This window comes from Staphylococcus sp. TE8 (genome assembly GCF_000692055.1).
In the GTDB taxonomy this organism is placed as follows: domain Bacteria; phylum Bacillota; class Bacilli; order Staphylococcales; family Staphylococcaceae; genus Staphylococcus; species Staphylococcus capitis.
On record NZ_JMGB01000001.1, the window covers coordinates 221,356 to 242,744 of the forward strand.

General features: G+C 32.8%; 20 protein-coding genes. 12 read left to right on the forward strand and 8 right to left on the reverse strand.

Annotated features, from left to right (window positions below; translation table 11 throughout):
- The first annotated feature begins 15 nt into the window (after positions 1 to 15).
- Positions 16 to 984, forward strand: a complete 969-nt coding sequence (nrdF, locus tag CM54_RS01085; RefSeq protein ID WP_002433452.1) for a class 1b ribonucleoside-diphosphate reductase subunit beta — start codon at positions 16 to 18, stop codon at positions 982 to 984.
- A gap of 156 nt (positions 985 to 1,140) precedes the next feature.
- Here the strand turns inward: nrdF and CM54_RS01090 are convergent, their stop codons facing one another.
- The 3 genes from CM54_RS01090 to CM54_RS01100 all read right to left on the reverse strand — a co-directional run bounded on the left by CM54_RS01090 (position 1,141) and on the right by CM54_RS01100 (position 3,062).
- On the reverse strand, positions 1,141 to 1,455 hold the full coding sequence (locus CM54_RS01090; protein ID WP_002433075.1) for a CHY zinc finger protein: 315 nt from the start codon (positions 1,453 to 1,455) through the stop codon (positions 1,141 to 1,143).
- A gap of 24 nt (positions 1,456 to 1,479) precedes the next feature.
- Positions 1,480 to 2,412: a UDP-N-acetylmuramate dehydrogenase gene (gene murB / locus CM54_RS01095; RefSeq protein ID WP_037548369.1), complete on the reverse strand. Its 933-nt coding sequence runs from the start codon at positions 2,410 to 2,412 to the stop codon at positions 1,480 to 1,482.
- A 131-nt stretch (positions 2,413 to 2,543) separates the two neighbouring features.
- The gene (locus CM54_RS01100; protein WP_037548371.1) at positions 2,544 to 3,062 is read right to left on the reverse strand and encodes a GrpB family protein; all 519 of its coding nucleotides are present in this window, start codon (positions 3,060 to 3,062) and stop codon (positions 2,544 to 2,546) included.
- Between the two features lie 120 nt (positions 3,063 to 3,182).
- On the opposite strand from CM54_RS01100, the gene CM54_RS01105 reads away from it, so the two are divergent.
- From CM54_RS01105 to CM54_RS01115, 3 genes are all read left to right on the forward strand, one after another.
- On the forward strand, positions 3,183 to 4,073 hold the full coding sequence (locus CM54_RS01105; protein ID WP_037548373.1) for an EMYY motif lipoprotein: 891 nt from the start codon (positions 3,183 to 3,185) through the stop codon (positions 4,071 to 4,073).
- Positions 4,074 to 4,220: 147 nt separating this feature from the next.
- Complete coding sequence (gene ytxJ / locus CM54_RS01110; protein ID WP_002433080.1) at positions 4,221 to 4,541, forward strand: bacillithiol system redox-active protein YtxJ; 321 nt, start codon at positions 4,221 to 4,223, stop codon at positions 4,539 to 4,541.
- 292 nt (positions 4,542 to 4,833) lie between these two features.
- Positions 4,834 to 5,952: a glycerate kinase gene (locus tag CM54_RS01115; protein ID WP_002433418.1), complete on the forward strand. Its 1,119-nt coding sequence runs from the start codon at positions 4,834 to 4,836 to the stop codon at positions 5,950 to 5,952.
- Between the two features lie 101 nt (positions 5,953 to 6,053).
- Here the strand turns inward: CM54_RS01115 and pepT are convergent, their stop codons facing one another.
- The 4 genes from pepT to gdpS form a co-directional block, all read right to left on the reverse strand.
- Positions 6,054 to 7,280 (reverse strand): peptidase T, encoded by a 1,227-nt coding sequence (gene pepT, locus CM54_RS01120; RefSeq protein ID WP_030064719.1) that lies wholly within the window; start codon positions 7,278 to 7,280, stop codon positions 6,054 to 6,056.
- Between the two features lie 19 nt (positions 7,281 to 7,299).
- A complete protein-coding gene (locus tag CM54_RS01125; RefSeq protein WP_002469625.1) occupies positions 7,300 to 7,794 on the reverse strand; it encodes a threonine/serine exporter family protein in 495 nt (164 codons plus the stop codon).
- A gap of 15 nt (positions 7,795 to 7,809) precedes the next feature.
- Complete coding sequence (locus CM54_RS01130; RefSeq protein ID WP_023350663.1) at positions 7,810 to 8,571, reverse strand: threonine/serine exporter family protein; 762 nt, start codon at positions 8,569 to 8,571, stop codon at positions 7,810 to 7,812.
- Positions 8,572 to 8,821: 250 nt separating this feature from the next.
- Positions 8,822 to 9,892, reverse strand: a complete 1,071-nt coding sequence (gene gdpS / locus CM54_RS01135) for a GGDEF domain-containing protein GdpS (RefSeq protein ID WP_037548384.1) — start codon at positions 9,890 to 9,892, stop codon at positions 8,822 to 8,824.
- A gap of 409 nt (positions 9,893 to 10,301) precedes the next feature.
- Between gdpS and CM54_RS01140 the strand changes: the two genes are divergently transcribed.
- Positions 10,302 to 11,387, forward strand: a complete 1,086-nt coding sequence (locus tag CM54_RS01140; RefSeq protein ID WP_023350662.1) for a glycosyltransferase family 4 protein — start codon at positions 10,302 to 10,304, stop codon at positions 11,385 to 11,387.
- A gap of 70 nt (positions 11,388 to 11,457) precedes the next feature.
- Here CM54_RS01140 and CM54_RS01145 read toward each other — a convergent pair whose 3' ends face one another.
- Positions 11,458 to 12,099 carry a YigZ family protein gene (locus tag CM54_RS01145; RefSeq protein ID WP_002433300.1) on the reverse strand — a complete coding sequence of 214 codons (642 nt, stop codon included), beginning with the start codon at positions 12,097 to 12,099 and terminating at the stop codon, positions 11,458 to 11,460.
- Between the two features lie 144 nt (positions 12,100 to 12,243).
- Here CM54_RS01145 and fakB1 point away from each other — a divergent pair, with 144 nt between their 5' ends.
- The 7 genes from fakB1 (at position 12,244) to prfB (ending at position 21,306) form a co-directional block, all read left to right on the forward strand.
- Positions 12,244 to 13,110 (forward strand): fatty acid kinase binding subunit FakB1, encoded by an 867-nt coding sequence (gene fakB1 / locus CM54_RS01150; RefSeq protein ID WP_037548387.1) that lies wholly within the window; start codon positions 12,244 to 12,246, stop codon positions 13,108 to 13,110.
- A gap of 127 nt (positions 13,111 to 13,237) precedes the next feature.
- Positions 13,238 to 14,530 carry a DNA/RNA helicase gene (locus CM54_RS01155; protein ID WP_037548389.1) on the forward strand — a complete coding sequence of 431 codons (1,293 nt, stop codon included), beginning with the start codon at positions 13,238 to 13,240 and terminating at the stop codon, positions 14,528 to 14,530.
- Entirely contained in the window at positions 14,523 to 15,200 is a 678-nt protein-coding gene (locus CM54_RS01160) for a ComF family protein (RefSeq protein WP_037548392.1), read from the forward strand. The genes CM54_RS01155 and CM54_RS01160 overlap by 8 nt, the downstream gene beginning before the upstream one ends.
- Positions 15,201 to 15,261: 61 nt before the next feature.
- Positions 15,262 to 15,837, forward strand: coding sequence for a ribosome hibernation-promoting factor, HPF/YfiA family (hpf, locus tag CM54_RS01165; protein ID WP_023350658.1), 576 nt, complete (start codon positions 15,262 to 15,264; stop codon positions 15,835 to 15,837).
- Positions 15,838 to 16,150: 313 nt separating this feature from the next.
- Positions 16,151 to 16,927 carry a peptidoglycan recognition protein family protein gene (locus CM54_RS01170; RefSeq protein ID WP_037548394.1) on the forward strand — a complete coding sequence of 259 codons (777 nt, stop codon included), beginning with the start codon at positions 16,151 to 16,153 and terminating at the stop codon, positions 16,925 to 16,927.
- A 521-nt stretch (positions 16,928 to 17,448) separates the two neighbouring features.
- The gene (secA, locus tag CM54_RS01175) at positions 17,449 to 19,983 is read left to right on the forward strand and encodes a preprotein translocase subunit SecA (protein ID WP_023350656.1); all 2,535 of its coding nucleotides are present in this window, start codon (positions 17,449 to 17,451) and stop codon (positions 19,981 to 19,983) included.
- A gap of 206 nt (positions 19,984 to 20,189) precedes the next feature.
- Positions 20,190 to 21,306 (forward strand): peptide chain release factor 2 gene (gene prfB / locus CM54_RS01180; RefSeq protein WP_098905506.1). Its coding sequence is split into 2 segments (ribosomal slippage): positions 20,190 to 20,261 and positions 20,263 to 21,306, totalling 1,116 coding nucleotides; the frame shifts between segments, so codons are not numbered across the junction.
- Positions 21,307 to 21,389 lie beyond the last annotated feature (83 nt).

Genomic DNA, 21,389 nt, shown 5'->3' on the forward strand with positions numbered 1-21,389 from the left:
GACAGGAGGATTTACATGAAAGCGGTCAACTGGAACACCCAAGAAGATATGACGAATATGTTTTGGCGTCAAAACATCTCACAAATGTGGGTCGAAACAGAGTTTAAAGTTTCAAAAGATATAGCAAGTTGGAAAACATTGACAGATTCTGAAAAAGAAACATTTAAAAAGGCTTTAGCAGGATTAACAGGGCTAGATACGCATCAAGCAGACGATGGAATGCCTTTGATTATGTTACATACGACTGATTTAAGAAAAAAAGCTGTATACTCATTTATGGCTATGATGGAACAAATTCACGCTAAAAGTTATTCTCATATCTTCACAACATTACTTCCGTCTAGTGAAACGAACTATTTGTTAGACACATGGGTAATTGAAGAACCTCATTTAAAATATAAATCAGATAAAATTATCGACAACTATCATAAGCTTTGGGGAAAAGAAGCATCAATTTTTGACCAATATATCGCAAGAGTATCAAGTGTATTCTTAGAAACGTTCTTATTTTACTCTGGTTTCTACTATCCGCTATACCTTGCTGGTCAAGGTAAAATGACGACTTCTGGTGAAATTATTCGTAAAATCTTATTAGATGAATCAATTCACGGTGTTTTCACTGGTTTAGATGCTCAAAGCTTACGCAATGAGCTGTCAGAGAGTGAAAAGCAAAAAGCAGATCAAGAAATGTATAAGTTATTAAACGAACTTTATGATAATGAAGTATCTTATACACACTTATTATATGATGATATTGGTTTAACTGAAGATGTACTTAACTATGTTCGTTATAATGGTAATAAGGCTTTATCTAACTTAGGTTTTGAACCTTATTTTGAAGAACGTGAATTTAATCCAATTATCGAGAATGCTTTAGATACATCTACTAAGAACCATGACTTCTTCTCAGTAAAAGGTGACGGCTATACGTTAGCATTAAATGTTGAAGCACTACGAGATGAAGACTTTGTATTCGATGAATAATAAATATTAACCTAATAAGAAGAAAAACCTTTAGTTTACAATACTTACCGTGTTGTATAACTAAAGGTTTTTTGATTTTTATATAATAAAAAGGTTAAACAAACTCAATTGCTTAACCTTAGTTACAAAATGACTATTAAAAACTTTTAAAGTAAGTTATATTTCAAAATACAAATGATAGTGAAATTTACATCTACTATTAAAATGTGCTTTGCATTTAGGACACACTTCAACCATCATGTAGTCGTGAATACTCATTTCATGGTTGCACACACCACACATAATAACTTTTTTATCAAATTCTTTCTCAGTCCATCTTTGTATAGAATGTGATTCATGTTCATCATGACATTTATAACAAGGATAATATTTGTCACAACATTTAAATTTAATTGCAATAACATCTAAAAAAGAGTGATAGTGAGTACATCTTGTCTCTTTATCAATGACTGAACCGTGAATATTAGGCATAGATTAGATGTACCTCCTTATAAATTAACTTTTAGGGTGTTCTCCAATAATACGTACTTCTGTATTTAATTCTACATCAAATTTATCTTTAACAGTTCTTTGTACGTGGTGAATTAAATCTTCGTAATCTGTTGCCGTACCTTTATCTACATTAACCATAAAGCCAGCATGTTTTTTAGATACTTCTACGCCACCGATGCGATGACCTTGTAAATCAGAGTCTTGAATTAATTTACCAGCGAAATGGCCAGGAGGTCTTTGGAATACACTTCCACAAGAAGGGTATTCTAATGGTTGTTTTGATTCTCTTCTTTCAGTTAAATCATCCATTTTAGCTTGAATTTCATCTAAATGACCTGGCATTAAAGTGAACGCTGCTTCAAGTACAACAAGATGTTTCTTTTGAACAATACTATTTCTGTAATCTAGCTCTAATTCTTCATTAGTTAACTTGATTAAATCACCTTTCTCATTAACGCATAGCGCATAGTCGATACAATCTTTAACTTCACCGCCATATGCACCAGCATTCATAAATACAGCACCACCGATTGAACCTGGAATACCACATGCAAACTCTAAACCAGTAAGAACATGATCTCGTGCAACTCTTGAAACATCAATGATTGCAGCGCCACTACCAGCGATAATCGCATCGTCAGAAACATCAATATGATCTAATGATAGTAGACTTAGAACGATGCTTCTTATTCCACCTTCACGTATTATAATATTTGAACCATTACCTAAATATGTAACAGGAATATTATTATTATAAGCGTAAGCTACAATTGCTTGCACTTCTTCATTTTTTGTTGGGGATAAATAGAAATCTGCCTCTCCGCCAGTTTCAGTATATGTATAACGTTTGAGAGGTTCATCAACTTTAATTATATTGTCGGGAATAATCGACTTTAAATCATTTAAGATGTCACTTTTATTCAACGGTTTGTACATCCTTTCTCATCTTCTTAATATCATTATTATTATATCAACTTTAATAGTTATTTGCGAAATTTGAATATATTATTTTACCATTAAATAGACAAAGTAAGAATTCTCGTATTGATGTGTAGTAAATGCTCTAATTAATTTAAGTCTCTACTTAAATCCTCAAAGATACTTTGTTTTTGATTTTCATACATACGAATGGCTCGCACATGTTTCAATATATTTTGTTTTTTCGTGGAAAATAATTGAGAAATTTTCTTATCTTGTGTTAATAATTGGTCAACCTTTTGATACTGTTCAAAAAGAGGGGTATCTAACTGTATAATATGTAATCTTACTTCTTGCTTAAGTTCACTAAGATTATTGAATCGAGCCATCACTACTTTTTTCTTATAGGAATGGTGAAGTCGGTAAAAACCAGCATAATTCAAACGTTTTTCATCTAGAGCAGTAATATCGTGTAAATTATTGACTCCTACAAGTACATCCAATATGGGTTCTGTAGCATAATTAAAATGACGCGTGCCACCAATATGTTGAGTGTATTTAACTGGTGAATCTAATAAATTAAACAATATATTTTTGACGTTTTGGTATTCTTTAGCGAACGATTCATTTAAGTCCTCTTTGACTAAAGGTTGAACATAAGTATACATGATTTACTCCTTGTGAATTATAATTTCTCAATTTTACAGTAAAGTCTGACATACTATAACACAATTCATTTTCATAATAAATACGTTTATGTATAATGTTTAATGATAAGGAGTGCAGATATGAAAAAATTACTATTTATTGCAACAATTGTCATATTTATAACCACCCTAACAGCCTGTGGAAATAAAACTAATAAAGATTTTAATGATTTTGACAATAAACTCAGTGATGTTAAGAAAAAGCAAAAAAACGTTGAAGAAGTTATAGATAAAATACATTTAAAAGAGTTAGATAACTTAAGTAAAACGGATACGACAGATAAAAACAAAAAAGAATTTATTGCACTTCAAAAAGATATTAATAACTATCTCATGCCGGAATTTAAGAAATATAAAAAGGTTGCTAATCAACTACCTGCAAATACAAGTGATGTTAAAAATCTACGTAACTCTTATTTAGATACTGTTAAAGAGAAAGAAACTTCAATTAATGATTTAAAATCATTTGTTGATTTATGTAATCGTTCTATCAAAGATAATGAAGATATACTAGATTATACGAAACTTTTCGAAAAAAATAGATCAGAGGTAGAATCTGATATTAATAAAGCTACTAATAAAAGTGATGCTGATCAACTAACATCTAAATTAGAAGAAAATAATAAGCAACTCAAATCTACAGCTAAGAAATATCTCAATTCTTCTACTACAAACTCAGATTCAGCTAAAAAAGCAATCAATGATCATATTTCACCATTGATTGATAAACAAATTAAAGATATTAACCAAACTAATATTTCAGACCAACACGTAGATAATGCTAGGAAAAATGCAATTGAAATGTACTACAGTTTACAAAATTACTATGACACACGAGTAGACACTATCGAAATTAGTGAAAAATTATCTAAAATTGATGTGGATAAATTACCAAAAGAGGGTAAAGATATTTCAAGCAAGGATAAAGAATTTAACAAGCAATACTATGAGTTAAAAGAAAATGTAAAATAGTTATTTTTTGAATTAAATAAAATAAAAATCGATGGTTAACATTATACAGCAGAATGTGTATAATTGTACCCACTGAGATGATTCTTGGGATATGAATATCACGCATATGCTCATAAAATGTGATAAATATTTTTAGAGGTGAATAGAATGGCTATTAAGCTGAGTTCAATTGACCAGTTTGAACAAGTCTTAGAAGAGAATAAATATGTTTTTGTATTAAAACATAGTGAAACTTGTCCAATTTCTGCAAATGCGTATGATCAATTTAATAAATTTTTATATGAAAGAGATATTGATGGTTACTATTTAATCGTTCAACAGGAGCGTAAATTATCGGACTATATTGCAGAAAAAACGAATGTGAAGCATGAATCTCCACAAGCCTTTTACTTTGTAAATGGTGAGATGAAGTGGAATGCTGATCATGATGATATTAACGTTTCTCAACTTGCACAAGCTGAGGAATAAATGAAAATAATTTAAATGTTTAAGTGGCTTGCCATAGACATCTGATAGTGAAGATGTATGGCAAGCCTTTCGTATATTATGAAAAATTCTAAGAAAATATGTATAATGTATTAGTGAATTACGTATAAGTACATCATTTTCCTCAAATTTATAAAGATAAGTGAATAATCATATCCTAATAAATATTACTTGTAAAATAAGTACGCGGATAGGTTCAAATGCGAATTATTAAACAATATTTAAGTTGAAAATCATTTTGAAAAAGAGTAAAAGATATAAGGTGGTTAAGACAATGAAGGTTTTAGTAGCCATGGATGAGTTCAATGGAATTATTTCCAGTTATCAAGCGAATAGGTACGTTGAAGAAGCGGTAGCAAGTCAAATTGAACATGCAGATATTGTACAGGTTCCATTATTTAATGGAAGACATGAATTAATGGATTCTGTATTTCTATGGCAGTCTGGAAATAAATATCGTGTTAAAGCTCATGATGCCGATATGAATGACGTAGAAGCGATGTACGGCCAAACTGATAGTGGAATGACTGTTATTGAGGGGAATTTATTCTTAAACGGTGAAAAGCCGATTGATCAGCGTTCTAGTTATGGTTTAGGTGAAGTATTAAAAGCAGCACTGGATAATCAAGCGAAACATATCGTTATATCTCTAGGAGGTATTGGTAGCTTTGATGCAGGTGCCGGTATGTTACAAGCGCTTGGTGCAAAATTCTATGATGATGAAGCAAACATTGTAGATGTGAGTGAGGGTGCATATAAAATTAAATATATTAGACGCATTGATTTATCTGATGTACATCCTCAGCTTGCTAATGCCAAATTACAATTAATGTCCGATTTTTCAAGTCGATTGTATGGTAAGCAAAGTGAGATTATGCAAACGTATCAAACGTTTCAATTAAATCAAAACGAAGCTGCTGAAATTGATAATTTAGTTTGGTATTTTAGTGAACTATTTAAAAGTGAACTCAAATTAGCAATTGGCCCTATAGAACGTGGCGGTGCTGGGGGAGGCATTGCTGCAGTGTTAAAAGGCTTATATCAAGCTGAAATATTAACAAGTCACGAACTTGTTAATCAAATTACACACTTAGAAGATTTAATTGAGCAAGCCGACTTAATTATTTTTGGGGAAGGACTCAAAGAAAAAGATCAAATTCTAGAGACAACTACTTTGCGTATTGCTGATTTAACTCAAAAATATCATAAACCTGCCATCGCAATTTGTGCCACAAGTGATAAGTTTGATTTGTTTGAATCGCAAGGTGTGACTGCAATGTTTAACACATTTATAGATATGCCTGAAACGTATACAGATTTTAGAATGGGCATTCAAATACGCCATTACACAGTTCAAGCTCTTAAATTACTTAAAACGAGTCTTAATCAATAAATCTATTTTAGATAATAAAAAAAGAAAGCGGGCTAGAAATATGATTCATAAAAAATTATATTTCTAGCCCGCTTTTAAATTAATATCAAAGTTTCGAATTCTTATTCTTTTTTAGCAACTTCTTCAGCGATACCTACGACAACTTGAACTGCTTTTTCCATAACATCTATTGATGCATATTCGAATGGACCGTGGAAGTTACCACATCCTGTGAAAATATTAGGTGTAGGTAACCCCATAAATGATAATTGTGAACCGTCTGTGCCACCACGAATAGGTTCAGTATTAGGTTCAATATCAAGTTTAGCAAATACACGTTTAGGGATATCAATAATGTGTTGTAAGGGTTTAATTTTTTCTGCCATATTATAATATTGGTCATGAACATCGACTTTTACAGGGAAATCCTCATAGTGAGTATTGATGTCATCACGAATTTCCATCATGCGTTTTTTTCGTAAGTCGAACTGCTTTTTATCATGATCACGAATGATATATTGGAGCGTTGCTTTTTCAACGTTACCCTCGAAACTCATTAAATGATAAAATCCTTCATATCCTTCAGTACGTTCAGGCACTTCGCTAGGTGGTAGAAGACTATTAAATTGTTGGCCTAAATTAATTGCATTCACCATTGCGTTTTTAGCGGAACCAGGGTGAACATTCACGCCGTGACAAGTAACTGTAGCTTCCGCCGCATTGAAACTTTCAAATTGAAGTTCACCCAATTGGCTTCCATCCATTGTGTATGCGAAGTCAGCATTAAAACGAGCAACGTCAAACTTGTGAGGTCCTCTACCAATTTCCTCATCGGGTGTGAAACCGACTCGAATACGACCGTGCTTAATTTCAGGGTGATCAATTAAGTATTTAATACCTTCCATAATTTCGACAACACCTGCTTTATCGTCAGCGCCAAGTAATGATGTACCGTCTGTAACCATTAATGTATGTCCTACAACTTGGTTTAACTCAGGGAAAACACTTGGATTTAGCACACGATGAGTATCTCCTAACTGGAGCGCTTGCCCATCGTAGTTGTCTATAATTTGTGGTTGAACATTTGTTGCGTTGAAATCTGGTGATGTATCGACATGGGCCAAGAAACCTACTGTTGGCACCTCATCATCTACATTGCTTTCTAAAGTAGCGAATAGATATCCATATTCATCAATATCAGTAGATAACCCAAATGCTTGAAGTTCATTTTCCAATAAACGTAATAAATCCCACTGTTTATCTGTGGACGGTGTTGATTGAGAGTTTGGATCTGATTGCGTATCGATTTTTACATATCTTGTTAATCGGTTAATAATTTGTTCTTTCATTATAATCATCCCCTTAAGGTTAAACTCTATTATTCATATTATACGATTTTCTATAAGTTTTACCTTTGATTTTACCATAATACTGTTTAATACGAGTGTAAATATAATAGATGATTTCAGACACAAGTATACCGAAAGCGATGGCGCCCGAAATTAAAGTGACCTCTAAAAATGTATTTACTGCATAAGTATAATTATTAGAGACTAAGTAGCGAGTCGCTTCGTATGCAGCTCCTCCTGGTACTAAAGGAATGATTCCTGGAACGATAAAGATGATAACAGGTCGTTTATATCGTCTGCTCATAGTATGACTCATTAAACCTAAAATTAAACTTCCTAGGAAAGAAGCGCCTACTTTTCCTAAGTCCATCCCAACTGTGAATTGATAAATTGTCCAAGCTACTGCACCTACGAAACCACAGGCTACAAGTAACTTTTTGGGCGCATTAAATATAATTGAAAAAAGGACTGTGGAAATGAAACTAATTGTAAAATGGAATAAATAAAATAACATTATTAACAGCCTTTCTTATAATAGTAGTAATACAATTGCGACACCCGCACCTATTGCAAAGGCGGTAAGTGCAGCTTCTACACCACGTGACATACCAGCTAATAGTTCTCCTGCTAATAAATCACGAATGGCATTGGTTATAAGGATACCAGGAACTAAGGGCATAACACTTGCAATAGTAATAATATCTTGATTTTTAGCGATTCCAATTTTGGTGAAAATTGCAGCGATACTGATAACTACTGCTGAGGCTACAAACTCTGAGAAGAATTTAATTTGAATATATTTTTGTACAAAACTAAAAGTTAAAAATGCTGCACCTCCAGCTAAACACGCAATCCAAAAGTCAGAAGCGGTACCTCCAAACATAAATAAGAAGAAGCCACAAGCTATAAATGCAGCAAGAAAATTCATAAAGAATGAATACTGTAGAGATGCACGTCTAAGGTGAATTAATTCTGTTTTAGCTTCATCAATCGTAAGTTGATTGTTAGAAATTTTACGAGATAAGCTATTGGTAAGAGCGATTTTCTCCAAATCTGTTGTACGTTCACGAATACGTATTAATCGTGTACTAGTGCGATCATTAAGTGAAAATATAATCGCAGTAGATGTAACAAAACTATATGTATCATGCAAACCATAACTATGTGCAATACGGTTCATTGTATCTTCAACACGATACGTTTCCGCGCCCGCTTCAAGTAAGATTCTACCTGCAATTAATACTACATCGATAACTTTATTTTCATCTATTATCGTAATGGAATCTGACATACATCTTCACCTCCAAGACAATTTTATTTTTTTAATGAACAATTGAAGTTTACAACTTGCGCCTTTAACTTTCAATAGACACTACACTATTAAGGGCTGAATTTTAATTTTCGTATTGTTGTAGTTGTTGTGAAGTTTATTGATAGAATATGATGTTTTTATGAGAATGAATATAAAAAAACTGCCATACATAGATTCATTTTAATCATAAGATTAAATGGTTTACATCTATGATAGCAGTATTTAAAACTTATAGTTTAACAATAGGGTTAAACATCACTTTATTACGTCCTTCACTTTTAGCAACATGAACCATATCGTCGGCATCTTTAAATACTTTACGTTGTGATTTACGATCATCTTGGGTTAAGTATCCGACCCCGATTGAAACGGAAAGTTTGATAACTTCCTTATCTGGAAGATGGAAAGAAGACTTCTCTACACCAGAACGAATATTTTCAGCTAATTTTACGCTTTGATCTAGCGAGTAATTTCTAATGACAACTGAGAATTCTTCTCCACCGTTTCTGAAGATTTTAAATTGATTTGGTACATAATTTTTTAATAGCTGTGACATTTGTTTAAGTACAGCATCACCCGATTGGTGTGAATAAATATCGTTTACATCTTTAAATCCATCAATATCGATTAAGAGTAAAGCTAGACTTTGATTTTTTTCTTCAGCAATACGTGAAACTTCATTTAAATGTCTATCAAATTCTTTAACATTTCCTAAACCTGTAAGGTAATCGTATTTGTCCTCATTTTCATAACGGTTAACTAATGAGAAGAAATGCCAAATATCTACGAATGTAATGGCAGAAGCAATAGTAATAATTAAAGAAATAGGAATAAGTACTAATATTTCTATTAAGTCATAAATTGGACTTGCAAATGCTAATATTAATAAAATGATAATACTAATGAAATTTAAAATTAGTAAAGAAAAAATATCGTTTTGTTTTAAAAATGGACCTACAGCACTTACAACACCAGCAATTACGACTAAAGTAATGCCATAAATAATTGAATTTCCAAATATTAATACATCAACTAATGCAACAATGAATGCGGAAGCCAGTGTATATATCATATTTGTATAGCGCCCTAAAAATAATAAAGGCACGAAAGTTAAATGAACGAGATATTCGCTCTTAAACGGAATAGGATATGCAGCTAAGAGTAGAGAAACGAGTGTCATTAAAACTGTCACGTATTCTTTTGAAAATACCATTTTTTTATTTTCTGAATACTGTAATCTGTGAAATAGATAAATACCTGCGACCATGACAGATATGTTGTAAATGATTGCTTCAAACATTTCTAAACCGACTCCTTTGTTGACCATTAGCTATTGTAAGTGAAAACTTACAATTTGTCATCATTTAGCCTTGGAAATTTTGTTCACAAAATGGAATTTAATGTTAAAATAGTCGCTTAAATGGTATGATAGAAAAAATATATTTGAATTGAAAAAGGTTTAAGTATGATAAATTTTTTATCAATGCTTATTAGATAAATAACACATGTCATCGGAAAGGGCATTCCGGTAACATTCGTTCTAGACTATTGAGGGAGGGGGCGTTATGTTTTATCGTAACGCATAAAATACGTCTGGATATACTATAAATTTATGTGTAGCATCCATCTTCGTCTAAAATTGATTTGATAGAGATGATTACACAAGAAATTTTAAGAAATTGATTAACTTATTTAATGAAGGTGAACTGATGTATACTTTACTACTCATAGCATTTACCATGATAGTCAGTTTAATAATTACGCCCATTATCATTGCAGTATCAAAGAAATTAGACTTGGTAGATCGTCCTAACTTTAGAAAGGTGCATACCAAACCGATTTCGGTAATGGGTGGTACAGTCATATTATTCTCTTTTTTAATAGGTATTTGGTTAGGCCATCCTATTGAGAGAGAAGTGAAGCCTCTTATTTTAGGTGCCATAATAATGTACCTTGTTGGACTTATTGATGACATATATGATTTGAAACCATACATTAAACTTACGGGGCAAATAGTAGCTGCGTTAGTTGTCACATTATATGGCATTACTATAGATTTCATTTCATTACCTATGGGGCCGACGATTCATTTTGGATTTTTAAGTATACCGATAACAGTTATTTGGATTGTTGCGATAACGAATGCCATCAATCTTATTGATGGTCTTGATGGTTTAGCATCAGGAGTCTCTGCAATTGGATTAATGACTATCGGGTTTATCGCTATTTTACAAGCGAATATCTTTATTATTATGATATGTTGCGTGCTATTAGGTTCGCTCATTGGATTTTTATTTTATAATTTCCATCCAGCTAAAATATTTTTAGGTGACAGTGGGGCGCTCATGATAGGTTTTATCATAGGATTCTTATCATTACTTGGTTTTAAAAATATTACATTTATTGCGTTATTCTTCCCAATTGTCATTCTAGCGGTGCCTTTCATTGACACATTGTTTGCGATGATTCGTCGAATGAAGAAAGGTCAACATATCATGCAAGCTGATAAATCTCATTTACACCATAAGTTATTAGCTTTGGGATATTCACATAGACAAACCGTACTACTTATTTATTCAATTGCAATCATGTTTAGTTTATCAAGTGTGATTCTTTACTTATCACAACCACTTGGTGCACTCATGATGTTTATCCTCATTATATTTACAATCGAATTAATTGTAGAATTTACTGGTTTGATTGATGATAATTATCGTCCAATTTTAAATTTAATTACTCGAAAAGGGGACCACAAGCAACATCGTTATGATGAGCAACAGCCCCCTAGACACTAATAAAACGATCACGTGTAAGGATAAAAAGGATAACTCCTCATGCGTGATCGTTTTTTATACATCATTTAAATTAAGTCGTTGAGATATCGAAAGGTAATAATTTAATATCTTCTTCTTCTAAATCATAATTACTAGCTGTAATACGGTTAAGAAATTGGATAAATTCATCGTAATCCTCTTTTACAACATCTATTTGATAGCTCACTTTGTCGGTATAAAATTGATTTCTTAGCATATAAGGTGTTGAAGCGAGCTCGTATTCAAATTTTCCAGTTAAATCATAACTTATAGTGACTGTTACAGGTACAGCTTCTCTTAGTTCTACTCGTCCAATATCGTATATCACATCTCTAACAGCACCGCTATAAGCACGGATAAGACCGCCACCACCTAATTTAATACCTCCGAAATAACGTGTGACTACTACACATGCGTCATGAATCTCTAATTTTTTTAAGATTTCTAGCATTGGTACACCAGCAGTACCACTCGGCTCACCATCGTCATTCGCTTTTTGGATGTTCATTTCAGGGCCAACAGTATAGGCTGAACAATTGTGAGTTGCATCTTTATGAGAGGATTTGATTTCATTAATAAATGCTTTTGCCTCCTCCTCGTTTTGAACGGGTCTAATATGTGCGATAAAGCGAGATTTATTAATGACATTTTCAATTTGATGCTCTTCTTTGATAGTAATTATCGGTTTTACCATATATTTTTGTCACCTACAATTTCGTACGTTTTTCAATAATATTATTATACACATATCTATGAAGAGTCTAAATCATTTAAATAAGATTTTCTTTTTCATAAAAATATTGTATTATGACAATGAGTATAATTGAGGAGGATTACTATGAAGGTTGCAGTAATGGCCGATTCAACAGGCTATTTACCACAAGAAATCATTGATAAATATAATCTACCGATTGCTCCATTAAGTGTGACATTTGATGATGGGCATACATTTACAGAGAATGACCAATTTTCAATAGATGATTTTTATAAGAAGATGGCTTCATCTAAAACTATACCTACAACAAGTCAGCCCGCTATTGGTGAATGGTTGAAAAACTATGAAAAACTTAGAGATGAAGGGTACACAGATATCATTGTAATTAACTTATCAAGTGGTATTAGTGGATGTTATCAATCTGCTACACAAGCCGGAGAAATGGTTGATGGTGTTAACGTGCACACATTTGATAGCCGTCTCGCTGCAATGATTGAAGGTAGCTTTGTGATCTACGCAATTCAACTAGTAGAAAAAGGTTACACAGCTAAAGAAATTATTAATGAACTAACTGATGTAAGAGAACATATAGGCGCATATCTTATTGTTGATGATCTTAAGAATCTACAAAAAAGTGGGCGTATTACAGGTGCTCAAGCTTGGGTAGGTACGCTATTAAAAATGAAACCTGTACTTCGCTTTGAAGAAGATGGTAAAATTCATCCACATGAAAAAGTGCGTACGAAAAAACGCGCATTTAAATCTTTAGAATCAAATGTCTTTGAATTAATTAAAGACTTGGATGAAGTAACTGTATTTGTCATCGATGGGGATAAAAAAGAAGATGGACAAGCATTTTTACAACAACTTAAAGAAGACTACCCTAATGTGAATATTCAATACTCCGAATTCGGTCCGGTTATTGCATCTCATTTAGGTTCTGGTGGTTTAGGTTTAGGTTACTTCCCTAGAAAAATTGAAATTAATTAATAATATTACTGATAAAAAGTCTGAAACATGTAAGAGGATGAGAATTTTAGTAATTACGACATGTAATTAGTAGAGAACTAAATCTTCTAAAGTGTTTTAGGCTTTTTTAGTTAGAAAGTAGGGATTTATGATCAAACATTACGGTAAACTTATCTTTCCATCAATTCAGTTAAATGATGAAAAAGTTGCTCGTATTACGAAAGGCATTATTAAAAAAGAAGGACATTATTATTGTATTCAATGTGGTAATGAGGATAATAGTTATATGTCAAAGTACTATTCTCCCTTTTTGGACAAAGAAATTATTTACTGTAGGCGATGTATTCAATTAGGAAGGATAGATAGCATCACAGACTATAGAATTACCGAAAGTACACAATTAGCTACTGAAGGAGAGTTTGAATTACCATTTACATTGTCAAAGCAACAACAATATGCATCTGACGCTATCATTAAAGCTATAAAAAATTCTGAAAATCTCTTATTATATGCAGTGACAGGTGCAGGTAAAACAGAAATGATGTTTGATGGAATTAGCTTAGCACGGCAACTTGGACACAATGTGGCAATATTATCTCCTAGAGTAGATGTAGTTATTGAAATTAGTCATCGCATCAAAGAGGCTTTTAAAAACGAAGAAATAGATATTTTGCACCAGAAACAATCTCAAAAGTATAATGGGCATTTTGTTATCGCAACAGTGCATCAATTATATAGATTCAAACAACACTTTGACACTATTTTTATTGATGAAGTCGATGCCTTTCCATTATCTATGGATCCCAACCTCTTATTAGCAATCGATACCGCTTCTAAAACAATTCATTCTCATATTTATATGACAGCAACACCACCACGTCAACTTATTAAACAAATGTCTTCTAATAAAATAATTAAACTTCCAGCACGATTTCATAGACAACCACTACCTGTACCTCGCTTTAAATATTTCAAATTAAACACAACTCGGGTGCAACCCCAATTCATTCACCTTTTGCAAACGCAAATTAAACAACAACGGTATACTTTGGTATTTTTTAATCACATTGAAACTATGAAAAATGCATATCTAAGGTATCGAGCTCATATTCCTAATCTCATCTGTGTTTATAGTGAAGACGTATATAGATTTGAAAAGGTAGAAGCACTTCGCCGTGGTGAGCACTCAATCGTTTTTACAACAACTATACTGGAAAGAGGATTTACCATGGCGAGGTTAGACGTTATTGTCATAAATGCAGAAACATTTTCTAAAGCGGCTTTAATACAAATCGCCGGACGTGTAGGGCGTAAAATAGAAGAACCAAATGGACTTGTACTATTTCTTCATGAGGGTGTCAGTCTATCAATGATGAGTGCTAAAAAAGATATTACAGAGATGAATCGTTTAGGTTATAAAAGAGGGTGGCTAGATGCGTAGATGTATACAATGTATGACACCATTGAAAGAAATTATTCATGTATATAATATTTTTAAACCGCCTACACCATTTTGTGAACGATGCGAACAATTGTGGAATAACATAAGAATAACTCATCTCGATGAAAGATGTTCTAGATGTCTTAATATAAAAACTTCTGATTCAAATGACTGTCTGGATTGTCAATTCTTGGAAAAGGAATTCAAATTGATGGATCAATTGTATTGTCAATATCGTTACCAAGGAGTAATGAAAGACGTGTTACAAAAATATAAATTCATGAGAGACTATGAACTTTCTAATGTGTTATCTGAAAAATTGCAGTTACCTCAAACAGATTATGATTATATTGTTCCGATTCCATCGCCATTTCAACGTGATGTTGAACGGACATTTAATCCTGTAGCTACAGTTTTAGATAAAATGGGAGTTGATTATGTGAATATTTTAGGAACAAATATACGCCCAAAACAGTCTGAGTTAGGTAAATTAGAACGTAGCAATGCTCCAAATCCGTTCTACGTAAAGGAAGAAGACATTGACATAAGGGATAAAGTAATACTACTCATTGATGATATTTATACAACTGGATTAACAATACATCATGCAGGGTGTAAATTATTATCGTTAAATGTCAGAAAATTCAAAGTGTTTGCGTTTGCACGATAAACCAAACGTGGTAAAATATAAGTAAGCATTACCAATATAAGAGGTTAAAGGAGAGATTACTATGATTAGATTTGAAATTCATGGAGATAACCTCACTATCACAGATGCAATTCGCAACTATATTGAGGACAAAATTGGTAAGTTGGAGCGTTATTTTAATAATGTGCCAAACGCAGTAGCACATGTTAAAGTTAAAACTTATTCTAATTCAGCTACTAAAATTGAAGTTACTATTCCGTTGAAAGATGTAACATTAAGAGCTGAAGAAAGACATGATGATTTATACGCAGGCATTGATTTAATCACTGGTAAATTAGAACGACAAGTACGAAAATATAAAACTCGTGTAAATCGTAAACATAGAGATCGTGGAGATCAAGAAGTATTTGTGGCAGAAGTACAAGAAGCATCACCTGGGGAAGTAAGTGGTGCTGAAGAATCTGTGAGCGATAGCGAAATTGAAATTATCCGTTCAAAACAATTTAGTTTAAAACCAATGGATTCAGAAGAAGCGGTTCTACAAATGAACTTATTAGGACATGATTTCTTCATCTTTACAGATAGAGAGACAGATGGGACAAGCATTGTTTACAGACGTAAAGACGGTAAATACGGATTAATCGAAACAACTGAATAAAATTTGTATAGACATATTGATTAATATGTGAAGTGATTAAAGAGGCTTTCTATGTTGTATTGATAGGAAGTCTCTTTTTAATTGGATGATTTAGAGAGTGGCCAGATAGGCTACTCTTTTTTAATTTAAGGTTTTTTAGCTAATTAATTGTATAGGAACTTATTTTTTAGAAAATTCTTAATAAGATACACAAATATTTCACTTTTAATGCAAATAAATACTTGATTTTAATTTGTTATTAGAATAATACTATAAGTGAAATTATTAAATAATAATTTTAATAATTAAAATAATATGAAAGAGGTGAGAAATTATGCCAAAAATAACAATTCTTTTTTCTACGTGTATGATGTTGATGTCAATGTCGCTCTTTTATACACCCGTTAGTCATGCCCAAAGTCTATCCTCAAAACAAACAGTGGTGAATCAGCAAAATCAAAATAATACTACTACACAATTCTCTGGAAATACTGATAATGCGAAGAAAGCTACTACAGATGATGAACCGTTGTTTGAAAACTCTAAAGTAAATCAATATATTATCCAACATCATCTTCAACATTCTCACGTTGTCAATGATCCACGTATGAACACTCTTCCAAAATTGGAATATAAGGAAGGTACTTATATTGGTGTTGTAATCCATGAGGTAGGTGAAGATCATCGCTCTTTACAAAAATGGGTTGATAACATGTATGCAACATACAATACAGCGTTTGTACACGCATTCGTTGATAATAATGAAATACATCTTACTGCACCTTCAAAATATTATGTATGGGGGGCTGGACCTAAAGCGAATCCATACTTCTATCAAATTGAACTTGTAAGAATGTATAACTTCGTAGATTTTGCGAAATCAGTGAATAACCAAGCATGGCTTGCAGCATTTATGTTAAAACAAAATGGAATTACTCCAACACTTGCTGACACAAATGAAGGTAAAGGTTCTGTTATCAGTCACTGCGCAGTAAGCAAATACTGGGGCGGAACAGATCATGTTGATCCATATGCATATTACGCAAGATGGGGTTACGATATGCAACAAATGTATGAATTAATTAAATACTACTATGATAATATGGCGTAAAATCGTATGATTGTAAAATTCGTGTATTAGACTCGGCTAGAAGCTTATATTAGGCTTCTAGCCTTGTTCATTTTGTTTGCTCCTACAGTAAGTTTTTATTTTTGAGTTGTTTATTTGCATATACTACTCCACTAATCATTTAACCGTTAATTGATGGACACATATCTTTGATTATGCTAACGTGGTTTGACGATTCTAAAATTGTATAATTTCAATTTCAGTTATTTAAACTACGGTTTTTATAATATATTCGAAAATTATTTATTTATGAGGAGAAAAAATTGTTTCTATCGTGTTAAAATAAATATGTTGTTGATTTATAGGGATAGCTACAATTAATGGTGAGATTATAGAGTCTAACTAGTCATAACTAACAAGAACTTCATTTTCAATGAGGAAAGTAACAAGGAAGATATTAGTAAGACTCAAGGTATGAGTATATAAGTATAATTTTAATGGTATTAATGATAAGATAAATTGTTGTAAGCCAAACAGTTTTAGCTAAAGGAGCGACGCATGTAATGGGATTTTTATCGAAAATTGTTGACGGCAATAAAAAAGAAACGAAACGCTTAGGTAAACTTGCAGATAAAGTACTCGCGTTAGAGGAAGATACTGCATTATTAACTGATGAAGAAATTCGTGAAAAAACTAAAGCGTTCCAAAAAGAATTATCCGAAATTGATGATGTAAAAAAACAAAATGATTATTTAGATAAAATTTTACCTGAAGCATATGCACTTGTACGTGAAGGCTCTAAGCGTGTATTTAACATGATACCTTATAGAGTACAAGTTATGGGTGGTATCGCGATTCATAAAGGTGATATCGCTGAAATGAGAACAGGTGAAGGTAAAACTTTAACAGCGACAATGCCAACTTATTTAAATGCGCTGGCCGGTCGTGGCGTTCACGTCATTACAGTGAATGAGTATTTATCAAGTTTTCAAAGTGAAGAGATGGCTCAATTATATAATTTCTTAGGTTTATCTGTTGGACTTAACTTAAATAGTAAGTCTACTGAAGAAAAGCGTGAAGCATATGCACAAGATATTACTTATAGTACTAATAATGAACTTGGCTTCGATTACTTAAGAGATAATATGGTGAATTATGCTGAAGAAAGAGTTATGCGTCCATTACATTTTGCAATTATTGATGAGGTCGACTCTATTTTAATTGATGAGGCGAGAACACCTTTAATTATTTCTGGTGAAGCTGAAAAATCTACATCATTATACACTCAAGCTAATGTATTCGCTAAGATGCTCAAAGCAGAGGATGACTATAATTATGATGAAAAAACAAAAGCCGTTCATCTAACTGAACAAGGTGCTGACAAAGCTGAGCGTATGTTTAAAGTAGACAATTTATACGACGTTCAAAACGTTGAAATCATAAGCCATATTAATACTGCATTAAGAGCTCATGTAACGTTACAACGCGATGTGGATTATATGGTTGTTGATGGCGAAGTACTTATTGTGGACCAATTTACAGGACGTACGATGCCTGGTCGTCGTTTTTCTGAAGGATTGCACCAAGCTATCGAAGCTAAAGAAGGTGTTACGATTCAAAATGAATCTAAGACTATGGCATCTATTACATTCCAAAATTACTTCAGAATGTATAACAAATTAGCTGGAATGACTGGTACTGCAAAAACTGAAGAAGAAGAATTCCGCAACATATATAATATGACAGTAACTCAAATTCCTACGAATAAACCTGTCCAACGTGTTGATAAGGCAGATTTAATTTATATTAGTCAAAAGGGTAAATTTGACGCAGTAGTCGAAGATGTAGTTGAGAAGCATAAAAAAGGACAACCTATCTTATTAGGTACCGTGGCAGTAGAAACATCAGAATACATTTCTAATTTACTTAAAAAACGTGGTATCCGACATGATGTATTAAATGCGAAAAACCATGAACGCGAAGCGGACATCATTGCAAACGCTGGTCAAAAAGGTGCTGTAACTATTGCGACAAACATGGCTGGTCGTGGTACAGACATCAAACTTGGCGATGGTGTTGAAGAACTTGGTGGACTTGCTGTTATAGGTACTGAACGTCATGAATCACGTCGTATTGATGACCAGTTACGTGGTCGTTCAGGACGTCAAGGTGATAGAGGTGACAGTCGTTTCTATCTATCACTTCAAGACGAATTAATGGTTCGTTTTGGTTCAGAACGTTTACAAAAAATGATGAATAGACTTGGTATGGACGATTCAACTCCGATAGAGTCTAAAATGGTTTCAAGAGCTGTTGAATCTGCTCAAAAACGTGTAGAAGGTAACAACTTTGATGCGCGTAAACGTATCCTTGAATACGATGAGGTGTTACGTAAACAACGTGAAATTATTTATAATGAACGTAACGAAATTATAGATAATGAAGATAGCTCTCAAGTAGTCAATGCTATGTTACGTTCAACATTACAACGTTCAATTAACTATTATGTTAATGAAGATGATGATAATCCTGATTATGCACCGTTTATAAACTATGTGAATGATGTCTTTTTACAAGAAGGAGACTTAGCGGAGTCTGAAATCAATGGTAAGGATTCTGAAGACATCTTTGAAGTTGTTTGGGCGAAAATAGAAAAAGCTTATGAGCGTCAGAAAGAAAAATTAGGCGATCAAATGAGTGAATTTGAACGAATGATTTTATTACGTTCTATCGATAGTCATTGGACAGATCATATCGATACAATGGATCAATTACGTCAAGGTATTCACTTGCGTTCATATGCACAACAAAACCCTCTTCGCGATTATCAAAACGAAGGCCATGAACTGTTTGATATTATGATGCAAAATATTGAAGAAGATACTTGTAAATATATCTTAAAATCTGTAGTTCAATTCGAAGATGATATTGAACGTGAAAAAACAAAAGACTTAGGTGAGGGTAAACACCTAACTGCTGAAGATGGTAAAGAAAAAGTAAAATCTCAACCCATTGTAAAAGGTGATCAAGTAGGGCGAAACGACCCATGTCCATGTGGCAGTGGTAAAAAGTACAAAAATTGCCACGGACAAGCATAAATCAACACTAAATGTTGCAATGTTCAATAATAAAGACTGAGGCATATTCTAATGGCTCGGTCTTTATTATTATTTTCTTGATACTAATGTCGTGACTTCGAACTTTTTAAGTTTGAACGTTAATTTTCATAAAGACGAATTTCATGTAAGATATAGTATGATAAATGCTAAAAGCGCTAAACATTCAGTAATAGGAGAGAAAATCAATGGAATTATCTGAAATTAAACGTAATATAGACGAATATCAAAATAATTTAAATCAAATTAGGGGGTCTCTTTGACTTAGAGAATAAAGAGACTAATATCCAAGAATACGAAGAGATGATGGCAGACCCAAACTTCTGGAATGACCAAAATAAAGCTCAAGAAATTATAGATAAAAATAACGCTTTAAAGTCGATAGTGAATGGGTATCACGATTTAGCCAATGAAGTTGATGATATGAGTGCAACCAGAGAATTGTTACAAGAAGAATATGATGAAGATATGAAAGAAGAACTTGAGAATACTGTCATTCAATTTAAAGATAAAATGGATCAATTTGAATTGCAATTACTTCTGGATGGGCCACATGATGCAAATAATGCCATACTTGAACTTCATCCAGGTGCCGGAGGAACTGAATCACAAGATTGGGCGAGTATGTTACTAAGAATGTATCAACGTTATTGTGAACAAAATGGCTTCAATGTTGAGACGGTGGACTATTTACCTGGTGACGAAGCAGGCGTAAAAAGCGTAACGCTATTGATTAAAGGTCATAATGCTTATGGTTACTTAAAAGCAGAAAAAGGCGTGCACCGATTAGTCAGAATCTCACCATTTGATTCCTCGGGTAGACGACATACGTCGTTTGCCTCTTGTGACGTGATTCCAGATTTTAATAATGATGAAATCGAAATAGAAATTAATCCGGATGATATAACGGTTGATACCTTTAGAGCCTCAGGAGCCGGTGGTCAGCATATTAACAAAACAGAATCAGCGATCAGAATTACTCACCATCCTACAGGTATTGTAGTCAATAACCAAAATGAACGTTCGCAAATTAAGAACCGAGAAGCAGCAATGAAAATGTTAAAATCTAAGTTATACCAACTAAAATTAGATGAACAAGAACGTGAAATGGCTGAAATTCGTGGTGAACAAAAAGAAATTGGGTGGGGAAGTCAAATACGATCTTATGTTTTCCATCCTTATTCAATGGTTAAAGACCATCGAACAAATGAAGAAACTGGTAAGGTTGATGCAGTCATGGATGGCGATATTGGGCCATTTATAGAAGCTTATTTAAGAAAAGAAATGGACAATGAAGAAGTTTAATAATTTAAGTTCCTCATTTATTAGTGTTAGTGACTAGTAAATGAGGTTTTTAATTTAATAAACATTAAGTAGGTAATGTTTTG